22 protein-coding genes and 1 tRNA gene are annotated in these 19,569 nt (G+C 64.9%); 14 read left to right on the forward strand and 9 right to left on the reverse strand.

Annotated elements, in window-relative coordinates; all coding sequences use genetic code 11:
- Nucleotides 1-48: 48 nt before the first annotated feature.
- Complete coding sequence (locus tag L2Y97_RS04035) at nt 49-1,437, forward strand: ATP-binding protein (RefSeq protein ID WP_247433312.1); 1,389 nt, start codon at nt 49-51, stop codon at nt 1,435-1,437.
- A gap of 46 nt (nt 1,438-1,483) precedes the next feature.
- Here the strand turns inward: L2Y97_RS04035 and L2Y97_RS04040 are convergent, their stop codons facing one another.
- Both L2Y97_RS04040 and L2Y97_RS04045 read right to left on the reverse strand, forming a co-directional pair.
- On the reverse strand, nt 1,484-2,170 hold the full coding sequence (locus tag L2Y97_RS04040) for a M90 family metallopeptidase (protein WP_247433314.1): 687 nt from the start codon (nt 2,168-2,170) through the stop codon (nt 1,484-1,486).
- Nucleotides 2,171-2,250: 80 nt separating this feature from the next.
- Nucleotides 2,251-2,601 (reverse strand): hypothetical protein, encoded by a 351-nt coding sequence (locus L2Y97_RS04045; RefSeq protein WP_247433317.1) that lies wholly within the window; start codon nt 2,599-2,601, stop codon nt 2,251-2,253.
- 201 nt (nt 2,602-2,802) lie between these two features.
- Between L2Y97_RS04045 and L2Y97_RS04050 the strand changes: the two genes are divergently transcribed.
- From L2Y97_RS04050 to L2Y97_RS04070, 5 genes are all read left to right on the forward strand, one after another.
- Entirely contained in the window at nt 2,803-3,783 is a 981-nt protein-coding gene (locus tag L2Y97_RS04050) for a biotin--[acetyl-CoA-carboxylase] ligase (RefSeq protein WP_247433320.1), read from the forward strand.
- Complete coding sequence (locus tag L2Y97_RS04055; RefSeq protein WP_247433324.1) at nt 3,780-4,520, forward strand: type III pantothenate kinase; 741 nt, start codon at nt 3,780-3,782, stop codon at nt 4,518-4,520. The genes L2Y97_RS04050 and L2Y97_RS04055 overlap by 4 nt, the downstream gene beginning before the upstream one ends.
- An 84-nt stretch (nt 4,521-4,604) precedes the next feature.
- Nucleotides 4,605-5,459, forward strand: coding sequence for an SPOR domain-containing protein (locus L2Y97_RS04060; protein ID WP_247433327.1), 855 nt, complete (start codon nt 4,605-4,607; stop codon nt 5,457-5,459).
- 16 nt (nt 5,460-5,475) lie between these two features.
- Nucleotides 5,476-5,551: transfer RNA gene (locus tag L2Y97_RS04065), tRNA-Thr, on the forward strand.
- 74 nt (nt 5,552-5,625) lie between these two features.
- Nucleotides 5,626-6,387, forward strand: coding sequence for an alpha/beta hydrolase (locus tag L2Y97_RS04070; RefSeq protein WP_247433330.1), 762 nt, complete (start codon nt 5,626-5,628; stop codon nt 6,385-6,387).
- Between the two features lie 30 nt (nt 6,388-6,417).
- Here L2Y97_RS04070 and L2Y97_RS04075 read toward each other — a convergent pair whose 3' ends face one another.
- On the reverse strand, nt 6,418-6,858 hold the full coding sequence (locus L2Y97_RS04075) for a transcriptional regulator (protein WP_247433333.1): 441 nt from the start codon (nt 6,856-6,858) through the stop codon (nt 6,418-6,420).
- A 2-nt stretch (nt 6,859-6,860) separates the two neighbouring features.
- The gene (locus tag L2Y97_RS04080) at nt 6,861-7,181 is read right to left on the reverse strand and encodes a DUF4258 domain-containing protein (protein ID WP_247433335.1); all 321 of its coding nucleotides are present in this window, start codon (nt 7,179-7,181) and stop codon (nt 6,861-6,863) included.
- A gap of 166 nt (nt 7,182-7,347) precedes the next feature.
- Here L2Y97_RS04080 and L2Y97_RS04085 point away from each other — a divergent pair, with 166 nt between their 5' ends.
- The 4 genes from L2Y97_RS04085 (at nt 7,348) to L2Y97_RS04100 (ending at nt 10,476) form a co-directional block, all read left to right on the forward strand.
- The gene (locus tag L2Y97_RS04085; RefSeq protein ID WP_247433338.1) at nt 7,348-7,740 is read left to right on the forward strand and encodes a rhodanese-like domain-containing protein; all 393 of its coding nucleotides are present in this window, start codon (nt 7,348-7,350) and stop codon (nt 7,738-7,740) included.
- Nucleotides 7,741-7,748: 8 nt separating this feature from the next.
- Nucleotides 7,749-8,669, forward strand: coding sequence for an arginase (rocF, locus tag L2Y97_RS04090; protein WP_247433341.1), 921 nt, complete (start codon nt 7,749-7,751; stop codon nt 8,667-8,669).
- Nucleotides 8,670-8,764: 95 nt separating this feature from the next.
- Complete coding sequence (locus tag L2Y97_RS04095; RefSeq protein WP_247433344.1) at nt 8,765-10,132, forward strand: tryptophan--tRNA ligase; 1,368 nt, start codon at nt 8,765-8,767, stop codon at nt 10,130-10,132.
- A 5-nt stretch (nt 10,133-10,137) separates the two neighbouring features.
- Entirely contained in the window at nt 10,138-10,476 is a 339-nt protein-coding gene (locus L2Y97_RS04100; RefSeq protein WP_247433347.1) for a hypothetical protein, read from the forward strand.
- Between the two features lie 15 nt (nt 10,477-10,491).
- Here L2Y97_RS04100 and L2Y97_RS04105 read toward each other — a convergent pair whose 3' ends face one another.
- From L2Y97_RS04105 to pdhA, 4 genes are all read right to left on the reverse strand, one after another.
- Nucleotides 10,492-10,959 carry a YehS family protein gene (locus tag L2Y97_RS04105; RefSeq protein ID WP_247433350.1) on the reverse strand — a complete coding sequence of 156 codons (468 nt, stop codon included), beginning with the start codon at nt 10,957-10,959 and terminating at the stop codon, nt 10,492-10,494.
- 171 nt (nt 10,960-11,130) lie between these two features.
- Nucleotides 11,131-12,516, reverse strand: a complete 1,386-nt coding sequence (locus tag L2Y97_RS04110) for a dihydrolipoamide acetyltransferase family protein (protein ID WP_247433353.1) — start codon at nt 12,514-12,516, stop codon at nt 11,131-11,133.
- A 13-nt stretch (nt 12,517-12,529) separates the two neighbouring features.
- A complete protein-coding gene (locus tag L2Y97_RS04115; RefSeq protein WP_247433355.1) occupies nt 12,530-13,510 on the reverse strand; it encodes an alpha-ketoacid dehydrogenase subunit beta in 981 nt (326 codons plus the stop codon).
- Between the two features lie 12 nt (nt 13,511-13,522).
- A complete protein-coding gene (pdhA, locus tag L2Y97_RS04120) occupies nt 13,523-14,602 on the reverse strand; it encodes a pyruvate dehydrogenase (acetyl-transferring) E1 component subunit alpha (protein ID WP_247433358.1) in 1,080 nt (359 codons plus the stop codon).
- Nucleotides 14,603-14,826: 224 nt separating this feature from the next.
- Between pdhA and L2Y97_RS04125 the strand changes: the two genes are divergently transcribed.
- The 4 genes from L2Y97_RS04125 (at nt 14,827) to L2Y97_RS04140 (ending at nt 18,988) form a co-directional block, all read left to right on the forward strand.
- Nucleotides 14,827-15,675, forward strand: coding sequence for a tryptophan 2,3-dioxygenase (locus L2Y97_RS04125; RefSeq protein ID WP_247433361.1), 849 nt, complete (start codon nt 14,827-14,829; stop codon nt 15,673-15,675).
- A gap of 134 nt (nt 15,676-15,809) precedes the next feature.
- A complete protein-coding gene (locus L2Y97_RS04130) occupies nt 15,810-17,315 on the forward strand; it encodes a peptide MFS transporter (RefSeq protein ID WP_247433364.1) in 1,506 nt (501 codons plus the stop codon).
- Nucleotides 17,316-17,381: 66 nt separating this feature from the next.
- Nucleotides 17,382-17,756, forward strand: a complete 375-nt coding sequence (locus L2Y97_RS04135) for a helix-turn-helix domain-containing protein (protein WP_256452072.1) — start codon at nt 17,382-17,384, stop codon at nt 17,754-17,756.
- A complete protein-coding gene (locus L2Y97_RS04140; protein WP_247433369.1) occupies nt 17,756-18,988 on the forward strand; it encodes a type II toxin-antitoxin system HipA family toxin in 1,233 nt (410 codons plus the stop codon). The genes L2Y97_RS04135 and L2Y97_RS04140 overlap by 1 nt, the downstream gene beginning before the upstream one ends.
- 54 nt (nt 18,989-19,042) lie before the next feature.
- Here the strand turns inward: L2Y97_RS04140 and L2Y97_RS04145 are convergent, their stop codons facing one another.
- Nucleotides 19,043-19,489: a MarR family winged helix-turn-helix transcriptional regulator gene (locus L2Y97_RS04145; protein ID WP_247433371.1), complete on the reverse strand. Its 447-nt coding sequence runs from the start codon at nt 19,487-19,489 to the stop codon at nt 19,043-19,045.
- Nucleotides 19,490-19,569 lie beyond the last annotated feature (80 nt).

Raw genomic sequence — 19,569 nt, forward strand, 5'->3', positions numbered from 1 at the left:
GCGGCGGCGTGGCACGATGCCGCGCCGCCGTGAAGGCATTTGCGAAGCATGGAAAACGCTTCTTCGACCAAACGCCGGCCCTTGTCGCTGGCCGCGCGTGCGGCGCTCGCCACCGGCTTCGCGCTGGCGGCGTTTCTTGGCCTGACGGGCCTTGCCCAGAACAAGGCGAACTACGCGTCCGAGCTGTCGGCCATGCACGACCGGCTGCATAACTACGCCATCGCGTACATCACCGGCACGGACATCACCCGCGCCGGCAAGGTCACCACGCCCGATAGCCAGCCCAACCCCGATTTCTCGCGGCCCGGCTCCGGCCTTTACGCGATCATCGTGGGCAACGACGGGTTCCGTTGGGAATCGTCATCGGCGCTGGGCCGCGACTTCGATTTCGTGCGCATGCTGTCGCCGGGCGAAACCGCGTTCGAGCCGGTGGAAACCCGTAGCGGCAAGTTGTACGTCTTCAGCTACGGCGTATCGCTGGATAGCACGGACAAGCGCAGCGTCCCGCTGACCTTTGCCGTCGCGCAAACCGAAGACCAGTTCGAACGCCAGGTGGCGACGTACCGGCGTACGCAGTTCCTGTGGCTGGCCATGCTCGGCATGATGCTGATGCTGCTGCAGCTGTTCCTGCTGCGCTGGAGCCTGCTGCCGCTGCGCCGTGTGTCGAGCGATCTGGCCCATATCGAACGTGGCGCACGCGATCACCTGGATGGTCCGTACCCGGTGGAGCTGACGGTGCTCACCCGCCGCCTCAACGCCTTCATCGACAGCGAACGCGAACAGCGCACGCGTTACCGCGACACGCTGGCCGACCTGGCGCACAGCCTGAAAACCCCGCTGGCCGTGATCCGCTCGCAGCTGGAAACCGATGGCGACGCACGCAGCCTGCGCGGCGATATCCTCGACCAGGTGCGCAAGATGGACGAGATCGTCGCGTACCAGTTATCGCGCGCGGCGACCTCGGGCCGGCGCACCATTGCCGCGGAAGAACCCATCGCAGGCCACGCGGAAGACCTGGTGCAAAGCCTGGAGAAGGTCTACGCCGCAAAGAACGTGCTGTGCGAGTTTGAACTCGAAGATGGCGTGGCGTTCCCGGGCGAGCAGGGCGACCTGCTCGAACTCATGGGTAACCTTGTCGAGAACGCCTTCAAGTGGGCCTCGCACCGTGTGCTGCTAACGGCGCGCGCGCAGCGCCAGGGCAGGGGTGGGCGTAACGGCCTCGAGCTGATCGTGGAAGACGACGGTCCCGGCATTCCCGACGAGAAGATCGAAAAAATCCTCCAGCGCGGCGTGCGTGGCGACGAGAAGGTGCAAGGCCACGGCATCGGCCTGTCGATCGTGCAGGACATCATCAAGGCCTACCAGGGCACGCTGCACGTGGATCACTCCGAAGAACTGGGTGGCGCCCGCTTCCGCGTAACCATCCCGCCCGCCTGATACCAGGGCCAACGTTTTTGTAGGAGCGCGCTTGCTCGCGATCACCCTACGGTGCAGGCGACGGCCCATAAAAATCGGCGAGCAGCTTTGCTACCTTCGGCTCCGCCGCCCGCAACACCGCAGGCTGCGAAAAATGCAGCTCACTGGCCACCGCGAAAAACTCTTCGGGTGCTTCGGCCGCATACGGATCAATCGCCGTCTCCCGGCCGCGCTCCACGAGCTTCACCTGCCGGTCGAACGCAGCCTGCATCGTGTTGATCCACTCACGACGGTTCATTCCCGCCAGTAGCGGCGGTACGCCGTTTGCGGGGGCGGCGAGCATATCCAGCTTGTGCGCCATCTCGTGGATCACCACGTTGAAGCCGTCCCACGGCGCTTCGATATCGAGCTTCACATCGGCCAGTGAAAGCACCATGGGCCCGCGATCCCAGGCCTCGCCGATCAGCGTGTCATCGCTTTCAGTGATCACGCCGCTGTGCGCATCGCGGTGGTTGCGCCGCACGTTGAACTCACCGGGATACACCAGCACGTTGGTCCAGCCCTTGAAGGCTTTTGGCCCACGGGGCAGGGCAGGCAGGCTGGCTTGCATGGCGATCACCAGGGTCCAGAACGGATCGAGCTGGGCCCCGGCCAGCGCGTGAAAGCGCTTGGTATGCAGGAACAGGGCGGTGAGCTGGCGCAGGTAATGCAGTCGCGGCGCATCGAGCGTGCGGGCGAGCGGCACCCGCGCCACGGCTTCTTTCCAGCGAGCGTCATCGATGGGGGGTAGCGGCGCGCGGAAACGCGCCAGGAACGACGACCAACCACGAAAGATCAGAGCATGGACCCCGGGAGCAGCGACTGCCAGCTCGGTGCGGGCGCCCGGCTGGGGGCAGCGCCGTCGCGGTTCGCATCGTCCGGATCGACGGTGGGCGACGAGGATGCCGAGGAACCGCCGCTGGAGCGGCTGCCACTACCGGTCCGGGTCGACATCATGTCGCCCCCGGTGGAGGCGTCGTGGGGAGCACTACCTTGCGACCGGCCGGAAGAACCTTCGAACGACGACGACGCGGCCGCCCCGCCCATGGAAAACAGGCCGGCGGATGGGTCGATGTCAGAAGCGGCGGCGGTGCCGGTGGCACCGACGAGGCACAGACATCCGAAGATGTACGGTCTGGCGTTCATCGGTAAACCCCAAGGCCCCCGGACAATACGGGGGGACGACCGATCCTCGCAGAAAATTCACGGGGGCGCCAGTGTGGTTCGTCGGCGCTGGGGCCCTGTGGCGGGTGACCCGGGCGAAAACCTTTCGCCTGCCCTAGAATCAGCGGATGTCCCCGTTTCCCCAACCCCCGGCAGGGGCCGCCTGACGGCCCGACGGCACCCATGCTCGCACGCGACCTTCTCGAAGCCCTTGCCGGCGGCGACGCCGTGTCCGGCGCCTCCCTCGCCCGCCAGGCGGGGGTAACCCGTGCCGCCGTCTGGAAGCAGATGGAAGCCCTGCGCCTGAAAGGCGTACCGGTGGAGGCCAAAGTGGGCGGTGGCTACCGCTTGCCATGGCCGACCCAGCTGCTGGATGCCCAGGCCATCCGTGCCAGTTGCTCGCCAGCGGCCTTGCCGCATATCGGTATGCTCGAGGTGCATTGGGATATCGATTCCACCTCCAGTGAGCTGGCCCGGCGTAACCCGGTGCTGGATGACCTGGCGTTCGTGCTGGCGGAAACCCAGTCGGCCGGGCGCGGCCGCCGTGGCCGCACCTGGCTGTCGCCACCCGGCATGAACCTCTACATGTCGGTGCTGAAGCGCTTCGATGGCGGCTTCGCATCGCTTTCGGGTCTTTCGCTGGCCGTGGGCGTGATGTTGCTGCGTGCGCTCGATGAGGTCGGCATTCGTACCGCTGGCTTGAAGTGGCCGAACGATGTGCTTGCCGGGAACGCCAAACTGGCCGGCATCCTGGTCGAGCTTTCGGGCGAATACTCCGGCCCCTGCGCCGCAGTGATCGGGGTGGGCCTCAACATCCGCCTGCCCGATAGCCTGCACGAGCGCGCGGGCCAGCCGATCACCGACCTGGCCGCCCTTACCGGTGGCCAGCCACCCGATCGGAACCAGGTCGCCGCCGCGGTCATCAGTTCGCTTGCCGAAGGCCTGCGCTCGTTCGAGCGCCAGGGCTTCGCGGCGTTCGCGAAGGAATACGCCGCCAGCGACCTGCTGCACGGGCAGCCGTTGCGCGTGATCGATCCGCGCGGTGAGTACGTTGCCACGGGCGAAGGCATCGATGAGCGCGGTGCGTTGCGCGTGCGCAAGCCGGAAGGCGAGCTGGTCACCGTGGATAGCGCCGAGGTTTCCGTGCGCAGGAGCACCCCATGATCCTGCTGCTGGACCTCGGCAACACGCGCCTGAAATTCGCGTTGTGCGATGGCGGCGACTTCACCCATCGCGGCGCCTTCGGCTGGGACGCGGATATCGCCCATGAGCTCGCGACGTTGTGGGCCACGTGGCCCCGGCCCGAGCGCGTGGTTGGCGCCTCCGTGGTCGATGGTGCGCGCGAGACCGCAGTGGCCGTGGCTGCGGCGAAAGTCTTTGGACGCGAGCCCACCTGGGTTCGCACGCCGGCCGAAGCGTGCGGGGTGCGAAATGCGTACGCCGAACCACAACGCCTTGGCGTGGATCGCTTCCTCGCCCTGGTCGATGCATGGGATGCGGGCAGGGCGCCTTGCGTCCTCGCCAGTGTGGGCACCGCGCTCACGCTCGACGCGCTGGATGCCGAAGGACGCCACCTCGGCGGGTGGATCGCCCCCGGGCCGCTGTTGATGCAGCAGTCGGTCCTGGGTGCGACGGTGCAGGTCCGACCGACCCAGGCCGGTGCCGTGCGCGATCTGGCCGATAACACCGCCGATGGCCTCGCTTCCGGCTGCTGGCAGGCGAGTGCGGCGCTGGTCGACCGGTTTGTTCGCCGGGCAGCACCGCAGCTCGGCGGCACGCCCACCATCACCCTGGGCGGAGGGGATGCCGAGTTGCTGGCACCCTTGCTGGAACATGCCGTCAGCATCGTGCCCGACGCCGTGTTGCGTGGCCTTGCCGTCTGGGCCCGGACACACGCCTGACCGGCTGAAAATCCCCTAGAATCCAGTCGCTGCCGGTTCTTACAGGGGAACGCGCGCAGGCCCACTTCACCACGTAAGGCCACCATGCTGCTGCGTTTGCTGTTCGTACTGCTGATCGCCCTCAATATTGCGGTGGCCGCCTGGCTGTTGCTGGGTGAAAGCAGCACGCACGCCGTGGAGCCTTCGGACAAGGGCGTGCCCGAGCTGAAGCTGCTGACGGAGTTGCCGGTGGCATCGAGCACGGCGCTACCTGTGACCTCGTCCGCCGCCCTTTCGGTGGCCCCTTCGGCGGCAGGTTCCGCGGCGCCGGCCAAAGCTCCTGTTGGTGCTGCCAACGAAAAGCCGGCTGCCGCCGTCGCCACGCCCCCCGTCACCCCTGCCACCCACCCGGCCCCAACGCCGCCAGCGGCGGCACCTGAGGCTGAAAAGGCTGTGGCCGATGCGCCGGCACCGCCGGCTACGGTTCCCACGAGCGCCAAGCGCAGCTACCGCTGCCTGGCCGTCGGCCCGTTCGCCACCCAGGTGGATCTGCGCACCGCGCGTACGGCATTGGGTTCGCGCACGGTCCGCAGCCGCCAGCGCCAGGAACAGACCACCGAATCGCACGGCTGGCGCGTCTTCCTGCCCGCCCAGGCCACACGTGACCAGGCCCTCGCCCAGGCCAAGCGCCTGGAAGCCAAGGGCATCAAGGATTACTTCGTGGTCACGGCGCAGGGCGAACTGCAGAACTCCGTCGCGCTGGGCCTGTTCCATGACCCGGCCAATGCGCGCAAGCGCCGCGACGAAGTGATCGCCGCCGGCTTTCCGGCCCGCATGAGCGAGCGCACCGAGACCACCCCGGTGTGGTGGCTGGATGTCGTCGTGCCCGACGATGCAAGCAATGACGTCCGCAAGGCCATCCGCGCCCCCGCAACGGCTCGACCCACGGGCTGCTTCTGATAAACTCCCCGCCTTCGCCGGCATAGCTCAGTTGGTAGAGCAACCGCCTTGTAAGCGGTAGGTCCCCAGTTCGAATCCGGGTGCCGGCACCAAAACGACGAAAAGCCTGCAGTGATGCAGGCTTTTTTGTTTAGCAGGCTCACGTCACCGGATGCCCGCCTTGAACATGAAACGCATGACCCGCTGGGTGTTGTTGCTCATCGCGTTTGTGGTTCTTACCGCTATCGCGGCCACCGTATCCCTCTATGCGATGCAGGACCGGCTCCTGTACCCCGGTGCGGATGCGACGCAGCCGCTGGGTAATCTGCAAGTCAGCCGGCCGGATATCGTCATGCGTGGGTGGATCCTGCACCCGGAGGCCGAGGACGCCCTGGTCGTATTCGGCGGCAACGGAATGAGCCTGTCACGCTATGCGCCGCGCCTGGAAGCGTGCACCAAGCGGGCGATTTATCTGATGCCCTATCGCGGGTACGAAGGGCAGGCCGGCAAGCCGGGTGAGCGGGCCTTTGTAGCGGATGGGATCGCACTGGTCGATGAGGTCCGGAAAACGCATGCACGCGTTGGCATCCTGGGCATAAGCATCGGCACCGGCGTGGCCACCCAGGTCGCGCTCGCCCGCAAGCCGGACATGCTCTGGCTCGTGACGCCCTACGACACCATGACGCGTGTCGCGAACGACAACATGCACGGTCTGCCTGTCGGGCTAATCATGCGCGACCCCTTCGATAGCGAAGCGGCAGCGCGTCAGCTCACCGGGGTGCCGATCATCGTGCTGCAGGCGAACCACGATGAGATCGTGCCAGCCGCGCGCACGGAGGCGCTGGTTCGTGCACTACCGCAGCCGCCGGTTGAGTGGGTTCATGTTGACGCGGGGCATAACACTATTTTGTCGTCGCCTGAGATGTGCAGGGCCCTGGCGACGAGGTAGGTGGTGCCGGGTACCGGACGAAACGGTTGCTCAGCCCATGCGTTCCCATCTGTTCCCGTGCTCGCGGAACATGAGCCGATCGCCCTGTTTTACGGCATCGTCAATGTTGATCTCTTCGATCGCTCTACGGATGGTGGTATGGCCGTTGCAGAAGCCGAGCACAATAAGGCGTAGCAATTTCTCTGATGGTCGCGGCATGGCGGAGCGACTTTTTTCCCAAAGCGCAATCGATTGCACGCCGATTCCAATGAGTGACGCGAGCGAGTCCTGCGAGAGTTCCATGTGCTTACGAAGAAAACGGATCTCGGCTCCGCTCAATGCGGAGGGCTTCGTGACCAGGGCCGTCGCGATAGCCTTGCTCAGCCCGGGGATATCCGCGATCGCGACGGTCGGGCCGTAGGGGCTTTCGCCGTATCGGTAACCGTTCGCAAGCCAGATGTTGTCGAGTCCGCTGGTGAGATAGTGGTGCATGATTACGAAACCCAAAAGGCGGTAATGACGAGTACCTGGGGATCGAGCGGATTCACCGCGACGACGAAGCACAAATGATCGCCCGCGATGTACAGCTCAACGCCGAATTTCCAGTTGTCGTGCTCGTCGACAACCGGCGACCCACTCAGGTGCCCCCTGCGCAAGCAATGGAGCATCTGCTCACTGCTAATGCCGCGTTCAATCATCCTGCTCTCGGCATGGCGAGTGATCGCCACGTTCGCCGGATCGGTCGCGATACTTCGCAGTCGACTCAGTGCCTTCGTCGCCGAAAGCCGAATCGGAACGATCCTCCTGTTGGCCATGAATTCAGTCCGGGCGCGAAAGATCATAGCCTATAAAAATTATAGTTTACAGGGGATGGTCGGCGCCCTCGCAACTTTGTAGGGCGAAAGTAACGGGGTGTGTAGTCCGACTGGCGCCTGCCGCACTGCAACGTGGCTGTGACACCCCCCGGTGTAAACTTCCGGAATGAGAACTTTCCGCGTGTCGCTGGTGTTCGCCCTGGTTTCCCTGCCGCTTGCGGTGTGGGCGCAGGACGTCTCCCGTGATCAGCTCGCGGGGCGCATGGCCTCGCATGACGCGCCAGCGCTGCTGGATGTACGCACGCCAGCCGAATACCGCGAAGGGCACCTCGCGGAGGCTCTCAACATCCCGGTAGACGACGTGGCCGCTCGCAGCGGCGCCCTGGGCATCAAGCGTGACCAGGAACTGGTCGTCTACTGCAAATCGGGTAAGCGCGCCGCGCGTGCCCGCGACACCCTGCAATCCCTGGGCTACACCAACGTGCACCTGCTGGAAGGCAGCGCCGATGCGTGGCGCGCCGACGGCCGCCCCCTGGTGCACGAAAGCCCTGACCACTGAGCCTGACCATGAGCCCTACCACCCGTTCGGTCGCCCTCGTCGGCGTCCCCACCGATATCGGCGCCGGCCACCGCGGCAGCTCCATGGGCCCCGAAGCCCTGCGCGTTGCCCGCCTCGCCGAGCGCCTTTCCAAGCGCGGCATGCTGGTAGTCGATCGCGGCAATGTTTCCGGCCCGCTGAACCCGTGGCAGCCGCCGACCAATGGCTACCGCCACCTGCCCGAGGCAGTGGCCTGGAACACAGCCACCCACGAGGCGATCTACGCGGCGCTCAGCGACGGTCATCTGCCGATCATGCTGGGCGGCGACCATTGCCTGGCCATCGGTTCCATTTCCGCCGTCGCCCGGCATTGCCGCGAGAAGGGCAAGAAGCTGCGCGTGCTGTGGCTGGATGCGCATGCCGACTTCAACACCAGCAATATCACGCCCTCCGGGAATATCCACGGCATGCCGGTGGCTTGCCTGTGCGGGCACGGCCCGGATGAGCTCACCCGTATCGGCGGCACCGTGCCGGCTATTACGCCGGACGTGATCCGCCAGATCGGTATTCGTTCGGTCGATGAGGGCGAAAAGCGCCTGGTCCACGAGGTGGGCATCGATATCTACGACATGCGCTATATCGACGAAATCGGCATCAAGGCGGCCATGGAAGAGGCACTGGCCGATGTGGATGAGGATACCCACCTCCATGTCAGTTTCGACGTGGATTTCCTGGACCCGACCATCGCCCCGGGCGTGGGCACGACCGTCCGGGGCGGCCCCAACTACCGCGAGGCCCAGTTGGTGATGGAAATGATTGCCGACACCGGGCGGGTGGGTTCGCTGGATATCGTGGAGTTGAACCCGGCGTTTGATAAGCGGAACCAGACGGCGAAGCTGGCGGTGGAGCTGGTCGAGTCGCTGTTTGGTAAGTCCACCCTGATGCGGTAGCCCCTTGCGGCACCGTGTCGCAGGGTGGGGTCGCCCGGGGTGGGGGCTGCGGGCTACACTCAAACGGTTTCCGTCCGTTACGTATCAAGGCCCCCATGCGTACCCGTGTCCTTACCGGTATTACCACCACCGGCACGCCCCACCTCGGCAATTACGCCGGGGCGATCCGTCCCGCCATCGTCGCCAGCAGGGATCCCAATGTGGATGCCTTCTATTTCATGGCCGACTACCACGCGCTGATCAAGGCCGATGACGCCGACCGCGTGGCAGCGTCGCGCATGAAGATCACCGCGACCTGGCTGGCCGGCGGCCTGGACCCGAACACGGCGACCATCTACCGCCAGTCTGATATCCCGGAAGTGCCGGAATTGATGTGGCTGCTGACCTGCGTCACTGCCAAGGGCCTGCTCAACCGCGCCCACGCCTACAAGGCCGCGGTGGACAAGAACGTGGCCGAACAGGAAGACGCCGATGCCGGCGTGACGGCAGGCCTCTACATGTACCCCGTGCTGATGGCCGCCGACATCCTGGCATTCAATGCGAACAAGGTGCCGGTCGGCCGCGACCAGATCCAGCACATCGAGATGGCGCGCGATATCGCGCAGCGCTTCAACCACATCTACGGCCGCGACTACTTCGTGTTGCCGGAGGTGCAGATCGAAGAGCAGGTGGCCACGCTGCCAGGCCTCGACGGCCGCAAGATGTCGAAGAGCTACGACAACACCATCCCGCTGTTCGATGGCGGCTCGAAGGCGCTGCGCGAGGCGATCATGAAGATCGTCACCGATTCGCGCGCGCCGGGCGAGCCGAAGGACACGGACGATTCGGCTCTGTTCACCATCTTCAAGGCGTTTGCCTCGCCCGCCGAAACCGCGGCATTCGCCGATGCGCTCCACGGCGGCATTGGCTGGGGTGAAGCGAAGCAGGTGCTGTTCGAGCGCATCGAGGCCGATGTTGCGCCGATGCGCGAGCGCTATGACTCGCTCATGGCGCGCCCGGACGATATGGAAGACATCCTGCTCGCCGGTGCCGCGAAGGCGCGTGCGATTGCCGTGCCGCTGCTGGAACAGCTACGCGATGCGGTAGGCCTGCGCACGTTCCGCCCTGCGGCGAAGGCCGAAGCCGTGGTTGAAAAGGCCGTCGCGAAAGCGAAGCCGCCGCGCTTTGCCAGCTTCCGCGAGGACGATGGCAGCTTCCGCTTCCGCCTGTTCGGTGCCGATGGCGAGGAATTGCTGCTGTCGGTGCCGTTCGCGGATCCGAAAGCGGCGGGGCAAGTCCGCCAGGCGCTTTCCTCCGTCGGCGGTGCCACGGCCGTTCTCGAGTCGCAGGGCGACCATGTCGCGCTGTCCATCGATGGGCAGGTCGTCGCGAACGGTGCCCCGTATCCTGACGAAGTGGCCCGCGCTGCCGCTGTCCTGCGCTTGCGTTCGGCGCTCGACGCCCTGGCTGCCACCGAGGAATAACGCCCATGCGCTACCTTGCACTGATGTTGCTGGCGCCCTGGCTCATCGTGCTTGGCTGGGCCTATTGGGCTTACCCGAAATCACTGCCACGCCGCTTTGCGCGGCGTGCCTTTGACGCATTGGCGCTGGTCGCGGCCGTGGTGCTTTCCATCCAGGCCGCATTGATCGCCTACGATGCCGTGGAACTCCCGGCCGCAGATCAGTTCGGCCCCAAGAGCGGCGCCATCTGGCAGCAGGTGGTGCCGGCGCTCTATGGCTACGGCGCCTTTGTCGCCGTGCTCGCGGTGGCGCTAATCATCCGCCACCTCATCTGGAACCCCCGCAAACGCAGCCGCCCTGTGTAGGAGCGCGCTTGCGGCTTACTTGCCGCGCAAGCGCAACGTCAGGCCCTTGAGGAAATTGCGCAGGAACTGATCGCCGCAAAGGCGGAAGTTGCTGTGCTTGGGCTGGCGGAAGAGGGCGTTCACTTCGCCCTTGGAAACGCGAAAGCCCGCTTCGCCCATGATTGCGAGGATGTCGTCTTCCTTCAGTTCGAAGGCGACGCGCAGCTTCTTCAGCACGGTGTTGTTGTTGATCCGGGTTTCGACCGGTCGCGGCGGCTGGCTTTCATCGCGGCCACGGCGGTGGACGATCAGGCCATCGAGGAAGTGCGCCATGGCCACGTCGGGCATGGCGGCGAAGCCGGGTTCGTTCTCGTCTTTCTTCAGCCAGGCCTCGACCTCTTCACGGGTGGCCTTGAAGCCGGTGAGCGCGAGGATATCGACGACGTGCACGTCGCCCAGGTCGAGCATGTAGCGGATGCTGCGGAGGGTATCGTTGTTAAGCATGTGCGTAGGATACCCCCAAACGGAAAAAACGAACGCCGCCCTGCAGGGCGGCGTTCGTTTTATGTAGGAGCCCACCCTGTGGGCGACATTTTTCGCGAAAGAGCAACAGCATGTGTTGCAGTGTCGCGAACAGCGTCGCTCACAGGGTGAGCTCCTACAAGGAGCTCACCCTTAATTCGGCAGGCCCAGGTCGTCGATCATCGCCTTCAGGAAGCGCGCGGCCTCACCGCCGGTGGCGGCACGGTGATCGAACGTGAGCGACAGCGGCATGCGGCGGTGCACTTCGATACCGCCCATCACGGCCACCACATCGTGGCTGAGCTTGCCGGCGCCGATGATGGCGACGGTCGGCGGCACCACGACCGGGGTGGCATAGCGGCCAGCAAACATGCCGAAGTTGCTCAGGCTGATGGTGTAGCCGGAGAGCTCCGAGGCCGGGATGCTGCGGTCTTCCACCGAGGTACGCAGGCGCTTGATCGCGGCACGGATGCCCGCGCCGTCCAGCACATCGGCATTTCGCAGGGCCGGGACGAACAGGCCGTCTTCGGTATCCACGGCGATGCCGATATCCACGTGCGGATGCAGCGTGCGGGTCAGGTCCTTGCCGTTGAACCAGGCGTTGAGCGCCGGCACGGTCTTGCAGGCCACCACGATCGCGCGGATCAGGCGGGCGGTGATGTCCTGCTTGCCGATCCAGGCGTGCAGGTCGGCATCGTCCACCAAGGTGGTCGGCACGACCTGGGCGTGGGCATCGGCCATCACGCGCGCCATGTTGCGGCGAACGCCCTTCAGCTGTTCCGGCTGACCCATCGCTTCCTTGCCCGGGGGCGCGGTGCGGACGGCCTTGCCAGCCAGCGACACCGGCGTACGGGTCGGGGCGGGGCCCGGCTCCGGCAGCGTCGGTGCGAGGTGCTGTGCGGCGGCGGGGCGCGCCGGAGCGGAACCCACGGCGGCGCTGCCGTTGGCGGCCGCGTTCTTCACGTCCTGCATGGTGATGACACCACCGGCGCCGGTCGGCTGCACGCGGGTGAGGTCGATCTTCATCTTCTTGGCGAGCGCACGCACCGCCGGCACGGCCTTCACGCCGCCGGCGCTGGAGACCTGCTCGGTGTGCACGGCATTGCCGCTGACCATGGCGCCGACGACGGTGCCTTCGTCTTCGCGATCGGCCGAGGCCTTGGGCGGATCGATCTCGCCGCCGTCATCGGAGGCCACGACCTTCGACGGATCATCAGTGGCCGGCGAACCCACGCCCTTCTTCGGGCCGTGGTGGTGGCCGGTCGATTCGGCTTCGGCGCGCTGGCGCGCGTTCGGGTCGATCTCGAAATCGGCCAGGGCGGCGCCGGTTTCGATGATGTCACCGGTGGCGCCGTGCAGCTTCTTCACGGTGCCGGAGTAGGGCGAAGGCACGTCGACGACGGCCTTCGCGGTTTCCATCGATACCAGCGGGGCATCGAGTTTGATCGTGTCGCCTTCCTTGACGTGCCATTCCACGACGGTCGCGTCGGGAAGGCCTTCGCCGAGGTCCGGCAGGAAAAAGGTCTTGATATCGGCCATGGGGATCGCTTCCTCAGGATGCCGCGAGCGTGCGCTCGGCGGCCTCGACAATGCGTTCGACGCTGGGGAGGTACTTCATTTCCAGGCGGAACAGCGGGATGTGGGTATCGAAGCCGGTCACGCGCTCCACCGGGGCGAGCAGGCTGTACAGGCACTCTTCGGACAGGCGGGCGGCAATTTCCGCACCGAAACCGGCGGTCTTCGGCGCTTCGTGCACGATGACGCAACGGCCGGTCTTGGTGACCGATTCGGCGATCGTGTCGAAGTCGAGCGGGGTCAGCGTGGCGACGTCGATCACTTCGGCGCTGATGCCCTTCGTGGCGAGTTCGTCCGCGGCTTCGAGGCATTCCTTCACCTGCGCACCCCAGGTCACCAGGGTCACGTCAGTGCCATCGCGCAGCACGAAGCACACATCGAGCGGCAGTGCCTCGCCGTCATCGGGCACTTCTTCCTTGTACTGGCGGTAGATGCGCTTGGGCTCGAAGAAGATCACCGGATCCGGATCGCGGATGGCGGCGAGCAGCAGGCCGTAGGCACGCGCCGGCGACGACGGCATGACCACGCGCAGGCCCGGGATGTTGGTGAACAGGTGCTCGTTTGCCTCGGAGTGATGCTCCGGCGCACGGATACCGCCGCCCCACGGGGCGCGCCATACTGCGGGAACGGTCATGCGGCCACGCGTGCGGTTACGCATGCGGGCGGCGTGGCAGGCGATGTGCTCCATCATCGGGTAGATGAAGCCTTCGAACTGCGCTTCCGCGACAGGTTTCATGCCCTGCACGGCGAGACCGATGGTCAGGCCGGCGATGGTGCCTTCATCCAGCGGCGTGTCGATGACGCGCTCTTCGCCGAACTGTTCCTGCAGGCCCTGGGTGGCGCGGAACACGCCGCCGTTGACGCCGACGTCTTCGCCGAGCACCACGACGCTGTCGTCGTTGCGCATCTCGTAGGCGAGCGCCTGGGTCACCGCTTCAATAAGAGTGATTTGTGCCATGGGAAGAATTCCTTACGACTTGCGATCGAGGGAAGCGACGAGCTCGCGCTGCGCTTCGAGGTCGGCCGGGACTTCGGCGTACAGGTAATCGAACATGGCCGTCGCCGGCTGGTTCTTCGTTTCCAGGTACGCGTTCACTTCGTTGTCCATCCAGTCGTCGCACTCGGCCTTCCAGGCCTCTTCCTTGGCGTCGTCCCACTTGCCCTTGGCTTCGAGCCACTTGCGCAGGCGCGGCACCGGGTCACGCTCCCAGGCATCCTTCACTTCCTGCTCGCCACGGTAGCGGCGCGCATCGTCGGCGGTGGTGTGGTCGCCCAGGCGGTAGGTCACCGCCTCGATCACCGTGCCGCCCTGGCCGGAACGGGCGCGCTCGAGCGCGTCTTCCATGGCCTTGCGCACGGCGATGATGTCGTTGCCATCCACCTGGATGCAGAACAGGCCGGCCGCGATGCCCTTCTGGGCCAGCGTGCCGGAACCGCTCTGGATGCGGCGGGGGACCGAGATGGCCCACTGGTTGTTCACGATCACGGCGACCAGCGGCAGCTGCTGCGCGCCGGCCACGTTGATGGCGCCGTAGAAGTCACCCTTCGACGAACCGCCGTCACCGATCGTGCACACGGCCACGCGCGGCTCCTTGCGGATCTTGAACGCAAGGGCGGAACCGGCGGCGTGCAGGCACTGCGTACCGATGGGCACGCACCAGGCGAAATCGTGCGCCGGGGCGTCCTTGAAGTCGTTACCGCGCTCGTCGCCACCCCAGTAGGTGTAGACCTCGCGCGGCTTCACGCCACGGTACAGCTGGGCGCCGTACTCGCGGTACGACACGGCCAGCGAATCCTCGCGGCGCATGGCGCTGCCGATACCCACGTGCGCGGCCTCGTGGCCCAGGCAGGAGGCGTAGGTGCCCAGCTTGCCGGTGCGCTGCAGGGCGATCGACTTGGCGTCGAACACGCGGGTGGAAACCATCAGCTTGTAGAGCTCGACCATGTGGTCGAGATCCTTGGCGAAGGCGGGCATTTCCTTGCCGGTTTCCTTGCCATCCTGGTCAAGGTACTGCAGGTATTCAATTTCAAACTTGGCGGCGATGGACACGACTCGCTCCCAGGGGAAGGTTAGAAACGACACGCACGAATGGGGAAGCGGACGGCCCATCCAGCGGGGCGCGAACAGCTTGTCTGGTCTTGCGAGCCGGACTAGATATCAGGGGTATTATGGCCCGGCAAGGCACGCCGCAGCATGGCCCGGGGGCGATTACGCTCAGAAATGGCTCAGTGGCGCGGTTCGCACGCTATCCACCCCATTATGTGAAGACGCCCATGGCCCACCCCCAGCGCGACCTCGAACCCGGCATCCGCACCGACCTGGACGGGCGGCTGACCTACGGCGAGTACCTCCGGCTGGACCAGGTGCTTTCCGCCCAGCACCCGCTGAGCGAACCCCAGCACCATGACGAGATGCTGTTCATCATCCAGCACCAGACATCCGAGTTGTGGCTGAAGCTGATGATCCACGAGCTGGATTCGGCCCTGGCGCGCCTGCGCGCCGATGACCTGGGCGGTACCCAGAAAGTGCTTGCCCGGGTCAAGCAGATCCAGCGCCAGCTTTACGAACAGTGGGGCGTGCTGGAAACGCTCACCCCAGCCGAATACCTGCAATTCCGCGACGTGTTGGGGCCGTCTTCCGGGTTCCAGTCGCTGCAATACCGCATCGTGGAATTCCTCCTGGGGAACAAGCACGCCGACATGCTCCGCGTGTTCGAACACGATCCGGCGGACCACGCGCGCCTTCGGGCGGTATTTGAAGCGCCGGGCCTTTACGACGAATACCTGCGTTTCCTTGCTCGCAAGGGGCATCCGGTTCCGGTCGAAGTCCTGAACCGTGATTTCACCCAGCCCTGGCACACCCAGCCGGCGCTGCTACCCATCTTCAAGCGGGTTTACGAAGACACGGCGACGTATTGGTCTGAGTATCATCTGAGCGAGCTGCTGGTCGATATCGAGGAAAACTTCCAGCTCTGGCGGTTCCGCCATATGAAAACCGTGGAGCGGATCATCGGCTTCCGGCCCGGCACGGGCGGTTCTTCGGGCGTGGCGTTCCTGCGCAAGGCGCTGGAGCAGAGCTTTTTCCCCGAGCTGATCGAAGTCCGCACCATCCTCGGTACCTGACCCGCATCCTGTTTTGGTGCCTTGCTCCTACAGGGGCGGCGCGCTTTTTTGGGCGTGCGTGCTGCGGGCGCAATATTTGACGCGCCGGGCCGGTCCGGCTAAACACGCTCATCGATTTACCGCCAAGGGAAGCCATGACTCCAACCGCCCCCAGCCAGGCACAGCCCGTGCCCGATTACCCGCAGATCATGGGCCACCCGCGTCCGTTGTGGATGTTGTTCATGACGGAGTTCTGGGAGCGCTTCGCGTTCTACGGCATGCGCTGGGCGCTGGCCCTGTACATCGTGGCCGAATTCTTCCATGGCGATGCCTCGGGGCAGGGGTACGCGAGCCGCACCTATGGCGCGTATCTGGCGCTGGTCTATGCCTCGGCGATCTTCGGCGGTTACGTGGCCGATCGGATCCTCGGCTACCAGCGCTCCATCCTCGTGGGTGCCGCCGTGATGGGCCTGGGCCTGTTCATGGTGATGGTGCCGCAGCAGGATATTTTCCTGGCGGGCCTGGCCACGGTCATCGTCGGCAACGGCCTGTTCAAGCCCAACATCTCCTCGCTGGTGGGGCAGATCTACCCGGTGGGTGATGATCGCCGTGATCGCGGCTTCACCCTGTTCTACATGGGCATCAACCTGGGTGGCTTCCTGGCTCCGCTGGTCACCGGCTGGATCGCGGCGGTCATGACCGATACGCCGCTGCAGGAGAATTACCGCGCCGTGTTTGCTTCTACCGGCATCGGCATGGTCATCTGCTTCATCTGGTTCCTGGTCGGCCGCAAGCAGCTGAAGGGCGTAGGCGTGCCGCCGCCGGAACGGCATGAGGGCAAGAGCCTCTTGGCCGTCATCATCGGCATCGTCATCGCGGTGCCGCTGGTCTACCTGCTCATGGCCAAGGCCGGCGCCATCTTCATTGCCTGGCTGCTTGGCGCGTTGTTCGTGGGTGTCGCGGCCATGCTCGTGATCGAGGCCGTGCGCCACGACACGATCCAGATCCACCGCGTCATCGCGATGCTGGTGCTTTTCGCGTTCAACGTGCTGTTCTGGATGTTCTTCGAGCAGGCCGGCAGTTCCTTCAACTTCCTGGCGCAAAACCTGGTCGATCGCCTTATGTTCGGCTGGGAGTTCCCCGTCGGCTGGTTCCAGTCGGTGAACTCCGCCGCCATCCTGGTGTTCGCGCCCCCGGTGGCTATCGTTTGGGCCTGGCTGGCAAAGCGCCGCGCGGAGCCGTCGATCCCCCGCAAGTTCGGCTTGGGCCTGATCTTCAACGCCCTGGGCTTCCTGGTGCTGATGTACGCCCTGAAGAGCCTGGTGGATGGCCGCGGCCTGATCCCGTTCTGGCCGCTGGCCGCGTGCTACGTGGCCCAGACCATCGGCGAGCTGTGCCTTTCGCCGATCGGCCTTTCCATGGTGACCAAGCTCGCCCCGATCCGCGTGGTGGGCCTGGCCATGGGCGGCTGGTTCCTCTCCACCGCCATTGGCAACAACCTTTCCGGCCTGCTCGCCGGCCACATCAGCGGCGAAAGCGGCATGACCGTGGCCTCGGCGCTCTCCGGCTTCACCTTCAGCTTCGAACTGCTGATCGGCGCCGGCATCGTACTGTTCCTGATCGCGCCGCTGATCAACAAGCTGATGCACGGGATCAAGTGAATTTGCTTGGCAATTGGTCAGATATGGTGATATACGATTGGTAAATCACTATATCTGGCCAATTTTATGGGATCACCAAAATCTCGCCCGATCCTGGCCCAGCTTGGCGAGGACATTAGGCGTGCTCGACTCCGTAGGGGCATGAGTGCCGCGGAGTTGGCCGTTCGTTCCGGGACATCAGCCAGCACTTTGACACGGCTCGAGAAAGGCGACGCGGGCGTCGGTGTAGGGACGCTCGCCGATGTGCTCGTCGCGCTTGGTTTGCAAGCGCGTCTGGCGGATCTTGTGGATATCCGGACCGACGATGTTGGCTTGGCGCTTGCAGATGAACGTTTGCCCAAGCGCGGGCGCTCCTATGACGCACGTATTCGGGCTCAAAAGCGCAAAGCCGCCGAAAAGCAGGGCGATGACGCGATTGATCCGGATGGCGCCGCATTCTGATGTCCGAATCGGCTGCCAGGGTGGCTTTGGGTGAAGGCCTGGTCGATGTCGGCAGGCTTCGTTTCACGCGACATGGATCGCGGCAGTTCTCAGCGTTTTCGTATGACACCACGTGGCTGGGCGCTTCGCGTGCGTTTGCCATCCAACCGTCGATGCCATTAACCGAAGCGCCCTTCTTCAACAGTGCCAAAGCGGGGGATTCTCGCGAGGCGCTTGCTGGCGCCTTCACCGACGCAGCGCCGGATAGTTGGGGGCGGCGCCTCCTTGAACGCGCCTACGGGAGTGGGCTGTCCGAATTTGATTACCTCACTCTGTCAGATGATCGATGCCGCCAGGGCGCCCTGCGATTCCTCGACGAGCGCGGCGACGTCTTGCGCGGCAATGCGGGCACCGAGGTACCGCGTCTTCTCCAGCTCGAGGAGATCACCGCCATTGCCCGCCACTATGAGCAGGGCGATGATCTGGCGTACGAAGACCTTATGGCGCTGGCCGGGGCAGGTGCATCGGGCGGGGCGCGGCCCAAGGCGAACGTAACGAACGATCGCGCATTATGGCTTGCGAAGTTCACGTCACTTCACGATCAGCGCCCTATCGAACGTGTAGAAGTGGCAACGCTAAAGCTCGCGCAACGTTGCGGCATCCGCACGCCGGAGGTTCGACTGGAACTGGCAGATACGCCATTTCCGGTCGCGCTGATCAAACGCTTCGACCGGCGCGGCGACGCGCGCATTCCCTACATTTCGGCGCGGACAGCGCTGGATAAGGCGGGAGGCGCGTTGGGTGCTTACACCGAAATCATCGACTTCATGCGGGCATTCGCGCCCTCGCCGGGCGAAGACTTCCGCGAGTTGTTCCGTCGAGTCGTTTTCACGATCCTGGTGTCGAACAAGGATGACCATCTGCAGAACCATGGCTTCCTCTACGTTGGCTCCGGTCGCTGGCGGCTCTCGCCGATGTTTGATGTAAACCCTGCGCCCGATCGAGAGCCGCAATTGGAGACGGCGATCGTTGAAGGCGGGGGACATGAGCGTTCCATTCGACTGGCGCTCGATGCGTGCCGTTTTTTTGAACTGCACGCCGATGATGCGCGCGACATCATCCGAAGCACTGCGCGAATCATCGACGCGCACTGGCAAGACGCGCTACGTGGCGTCGGTGTGACCGGCGCGGTGCAGGCTGCCTACCGGGCGGCATTTGTTAACGATCAATCGATGCTTGCGCTCAAGTTATAGTCATATATGACCGTCAATGAACGTTAACTTGTCATATATGAGTATTTGTGAATCCTAGCCCAGCAATTTGTCCAGGATCTTTTCCAGCCAGGCCTTCTCGTCCTCGCTGAGCTTTTCCAGCAACTCGCGCTCATGGGCGCGCGCCAGCGGGGCCACCTCATCGTGAATGGCCCAGCCGGCTTCGGAGAGCTGGAGCACCGAGCGGCGCTTGTCGCCATCGGCGGTGCCCCTGTCCACCCGGCCCGCTTCGACCAGCCGCGCCACGGCGCGGCTCACCGCCACCTTGTCCATGCGGGTGCGCTCCACCACCTGGGTGGCCGAACTGGCCGGGAACCGGGCCAGGATCGTCATCACGCGCCATTCCGTCATGCTGAGTTGGAATCGCCCCTGGTACTCGTCCGCGATCGACTGGCTGACCGTGTTCGACAGGATCGAAAGCCGATAGGGCAGGAAGTGCTCCAGCTCCAGCGGGGCGTGGGCGGGGACGATATCGAGGGTCATGCTGCGCCGATCCTTGCAAATGGTTACAAGTGAAACTATAAGGTGGCGGTAGACGGCGCAAGCCGTGCCCGCAGCCAGGA

This window comes from Luteibacter aegosomatissinici (genome assembly GCF_023078495.1).
Lineage (GTDB): Bacteria > Pseudomonadota > Gammaproteobacteria > Xanthomonadales > Rhodanobacteraceae > Luteibacter > Luteibacter aegosomatissinici.

Coding starts and splice junctions, on each gene's coding strand:
- L2Y97_RS04035 (WP_247433312.1), top strand. CDS start 49: ATGGAAAACGCTTCTTCGACCAAACGCCGGCCCTTGTCGCTGGCCGCG.
- L2Y97_RS04045 (WP_247433317.1), bottom strand. CDS start 2,601: ATGAACGCCAGACCGTACATCTTCGGATGTCTGTGCCTCGTCGGTGCC.
- L2Y97_RS04050 (WP_247433320.1), top strand. CDS start 2,803: ATGCTCGCACGCGACCTTCTCGAAGCCCTTGCCGGCGGCGACGCCGTG.
- L2Y97_RS04055 (WP_247433324.1), top strand. CDS start 3,780: ATGATCCTGCTGCTGGACCTCGGCAACACGCGCCTGAAATTCGCGTTG.
- L2Y97_RS04060 (WP_247433327.1), top strand. CDS start 4,605: ATGCTGCTGCGTTTGCTGTTCGTACTGCTGATCGCCCTCAATATTGCG.
- L2Y97_RS04070 (WP_247433330.1), top strand. CDS start 5,626: ATGAAACGCATGACCCGCTGGGTGTTGTTGCTCATCGCGTTTGTGGTT.
- L2Y97_RS04075 (WP_247433333.1), bottom strand. CDS start 6,858: ATGCACCACTATCTCACCAGCGGACTCGACAACATCTGGCTTGCGAAC.
- L2Y97_RS04080 (WP_247433335.1), bottom strand. CDS start 7,181: ATGGCCAACAGGAGGATCGTTCCGATTCGGCTTTCGGCGACGAAGGCA.
- L2Y97_RS04085 (WP_247433338.1), top strand. CDS start 7,348: ATGAGAACTTTCCGCGTGTCGCTGGTGTTCGCCCTGGTTTCCCTGCCG.
- rocF (WP_247433341.1), top strand. CDS start 7,749: ATGAGCCCTACCACCCGTTCGGTCGCCCTCGTCGGCGTCCCCACCGAT.
- L2Y97_RS04095 (WP_247433344.1), top strand. CDS start 8,765: ATGCGTACCCGTGTCCTTACCGGTATTACCACCACCGGCACGCCCCAC.
- L2Y97_RS04100 (WP_247433347.1), top strand. CDS start 10,138: ATGCGCTACCTTGCACTGATGTTGCTGGCGCCCTGGCTCATCGTGCTT.
- L2Y97_RS04105 (WP_247433350.1), bottom strand. CDS start 10,959: ATGCTTAACAACGATACCCTCCGCAGCATCCGCTACATGCTCGACCTG.
- L2Y97_RS04110 (WP_247433353.1), bottom strand. CDS start 12,516: ATGGCCGATATCAAGACCTTTTTCCTGCCGGACCTCGGCGAAGGCCTT.
- L2Y97_RS04115 (WP_247433355.1), bottom strand. CDS start 13,510: ATGGCACAAATCACTCTTATTGAAGCGGTGACCCAGGCGCTCGCCTAC.
- L2Y97_RS04125 (WP_247433361.1), top strand. CDS start 14,827: ATGGCCCACCCCCAGCGCGACCTCGAACCCGGCATCCGCACCGACCTG.
- L2Y97_RS04130 (WP_247433364.1), top strand. CDS start 15,810: ATGACTCCAACCGCCCCCAGCCAGGCACAGCCCGTGCCCGATTACCCG.
- L2Y97_RS04135 (WP_256452072.1), top strand. CDS start 17,382: ATGGGATCACCAAAATCTCGCCCGATCCTGGCCCAGCTTGGCGAGGAC.
- L2Y97_RS04140 (WP_247433369.1), top strand. CDS start 17,756: ATGTCCGAATCGGCTGCCAGGGTGGCTTTGGGTGAAGGCCTGGTCGAT.
- L2Y97_RS04145 (WP_247433371.1), bottom strand. CDS start 19,489: ATGACCCTCGATATCGTCCCCGCCCACGCCCCGCTGGAGCTGGAGCAC.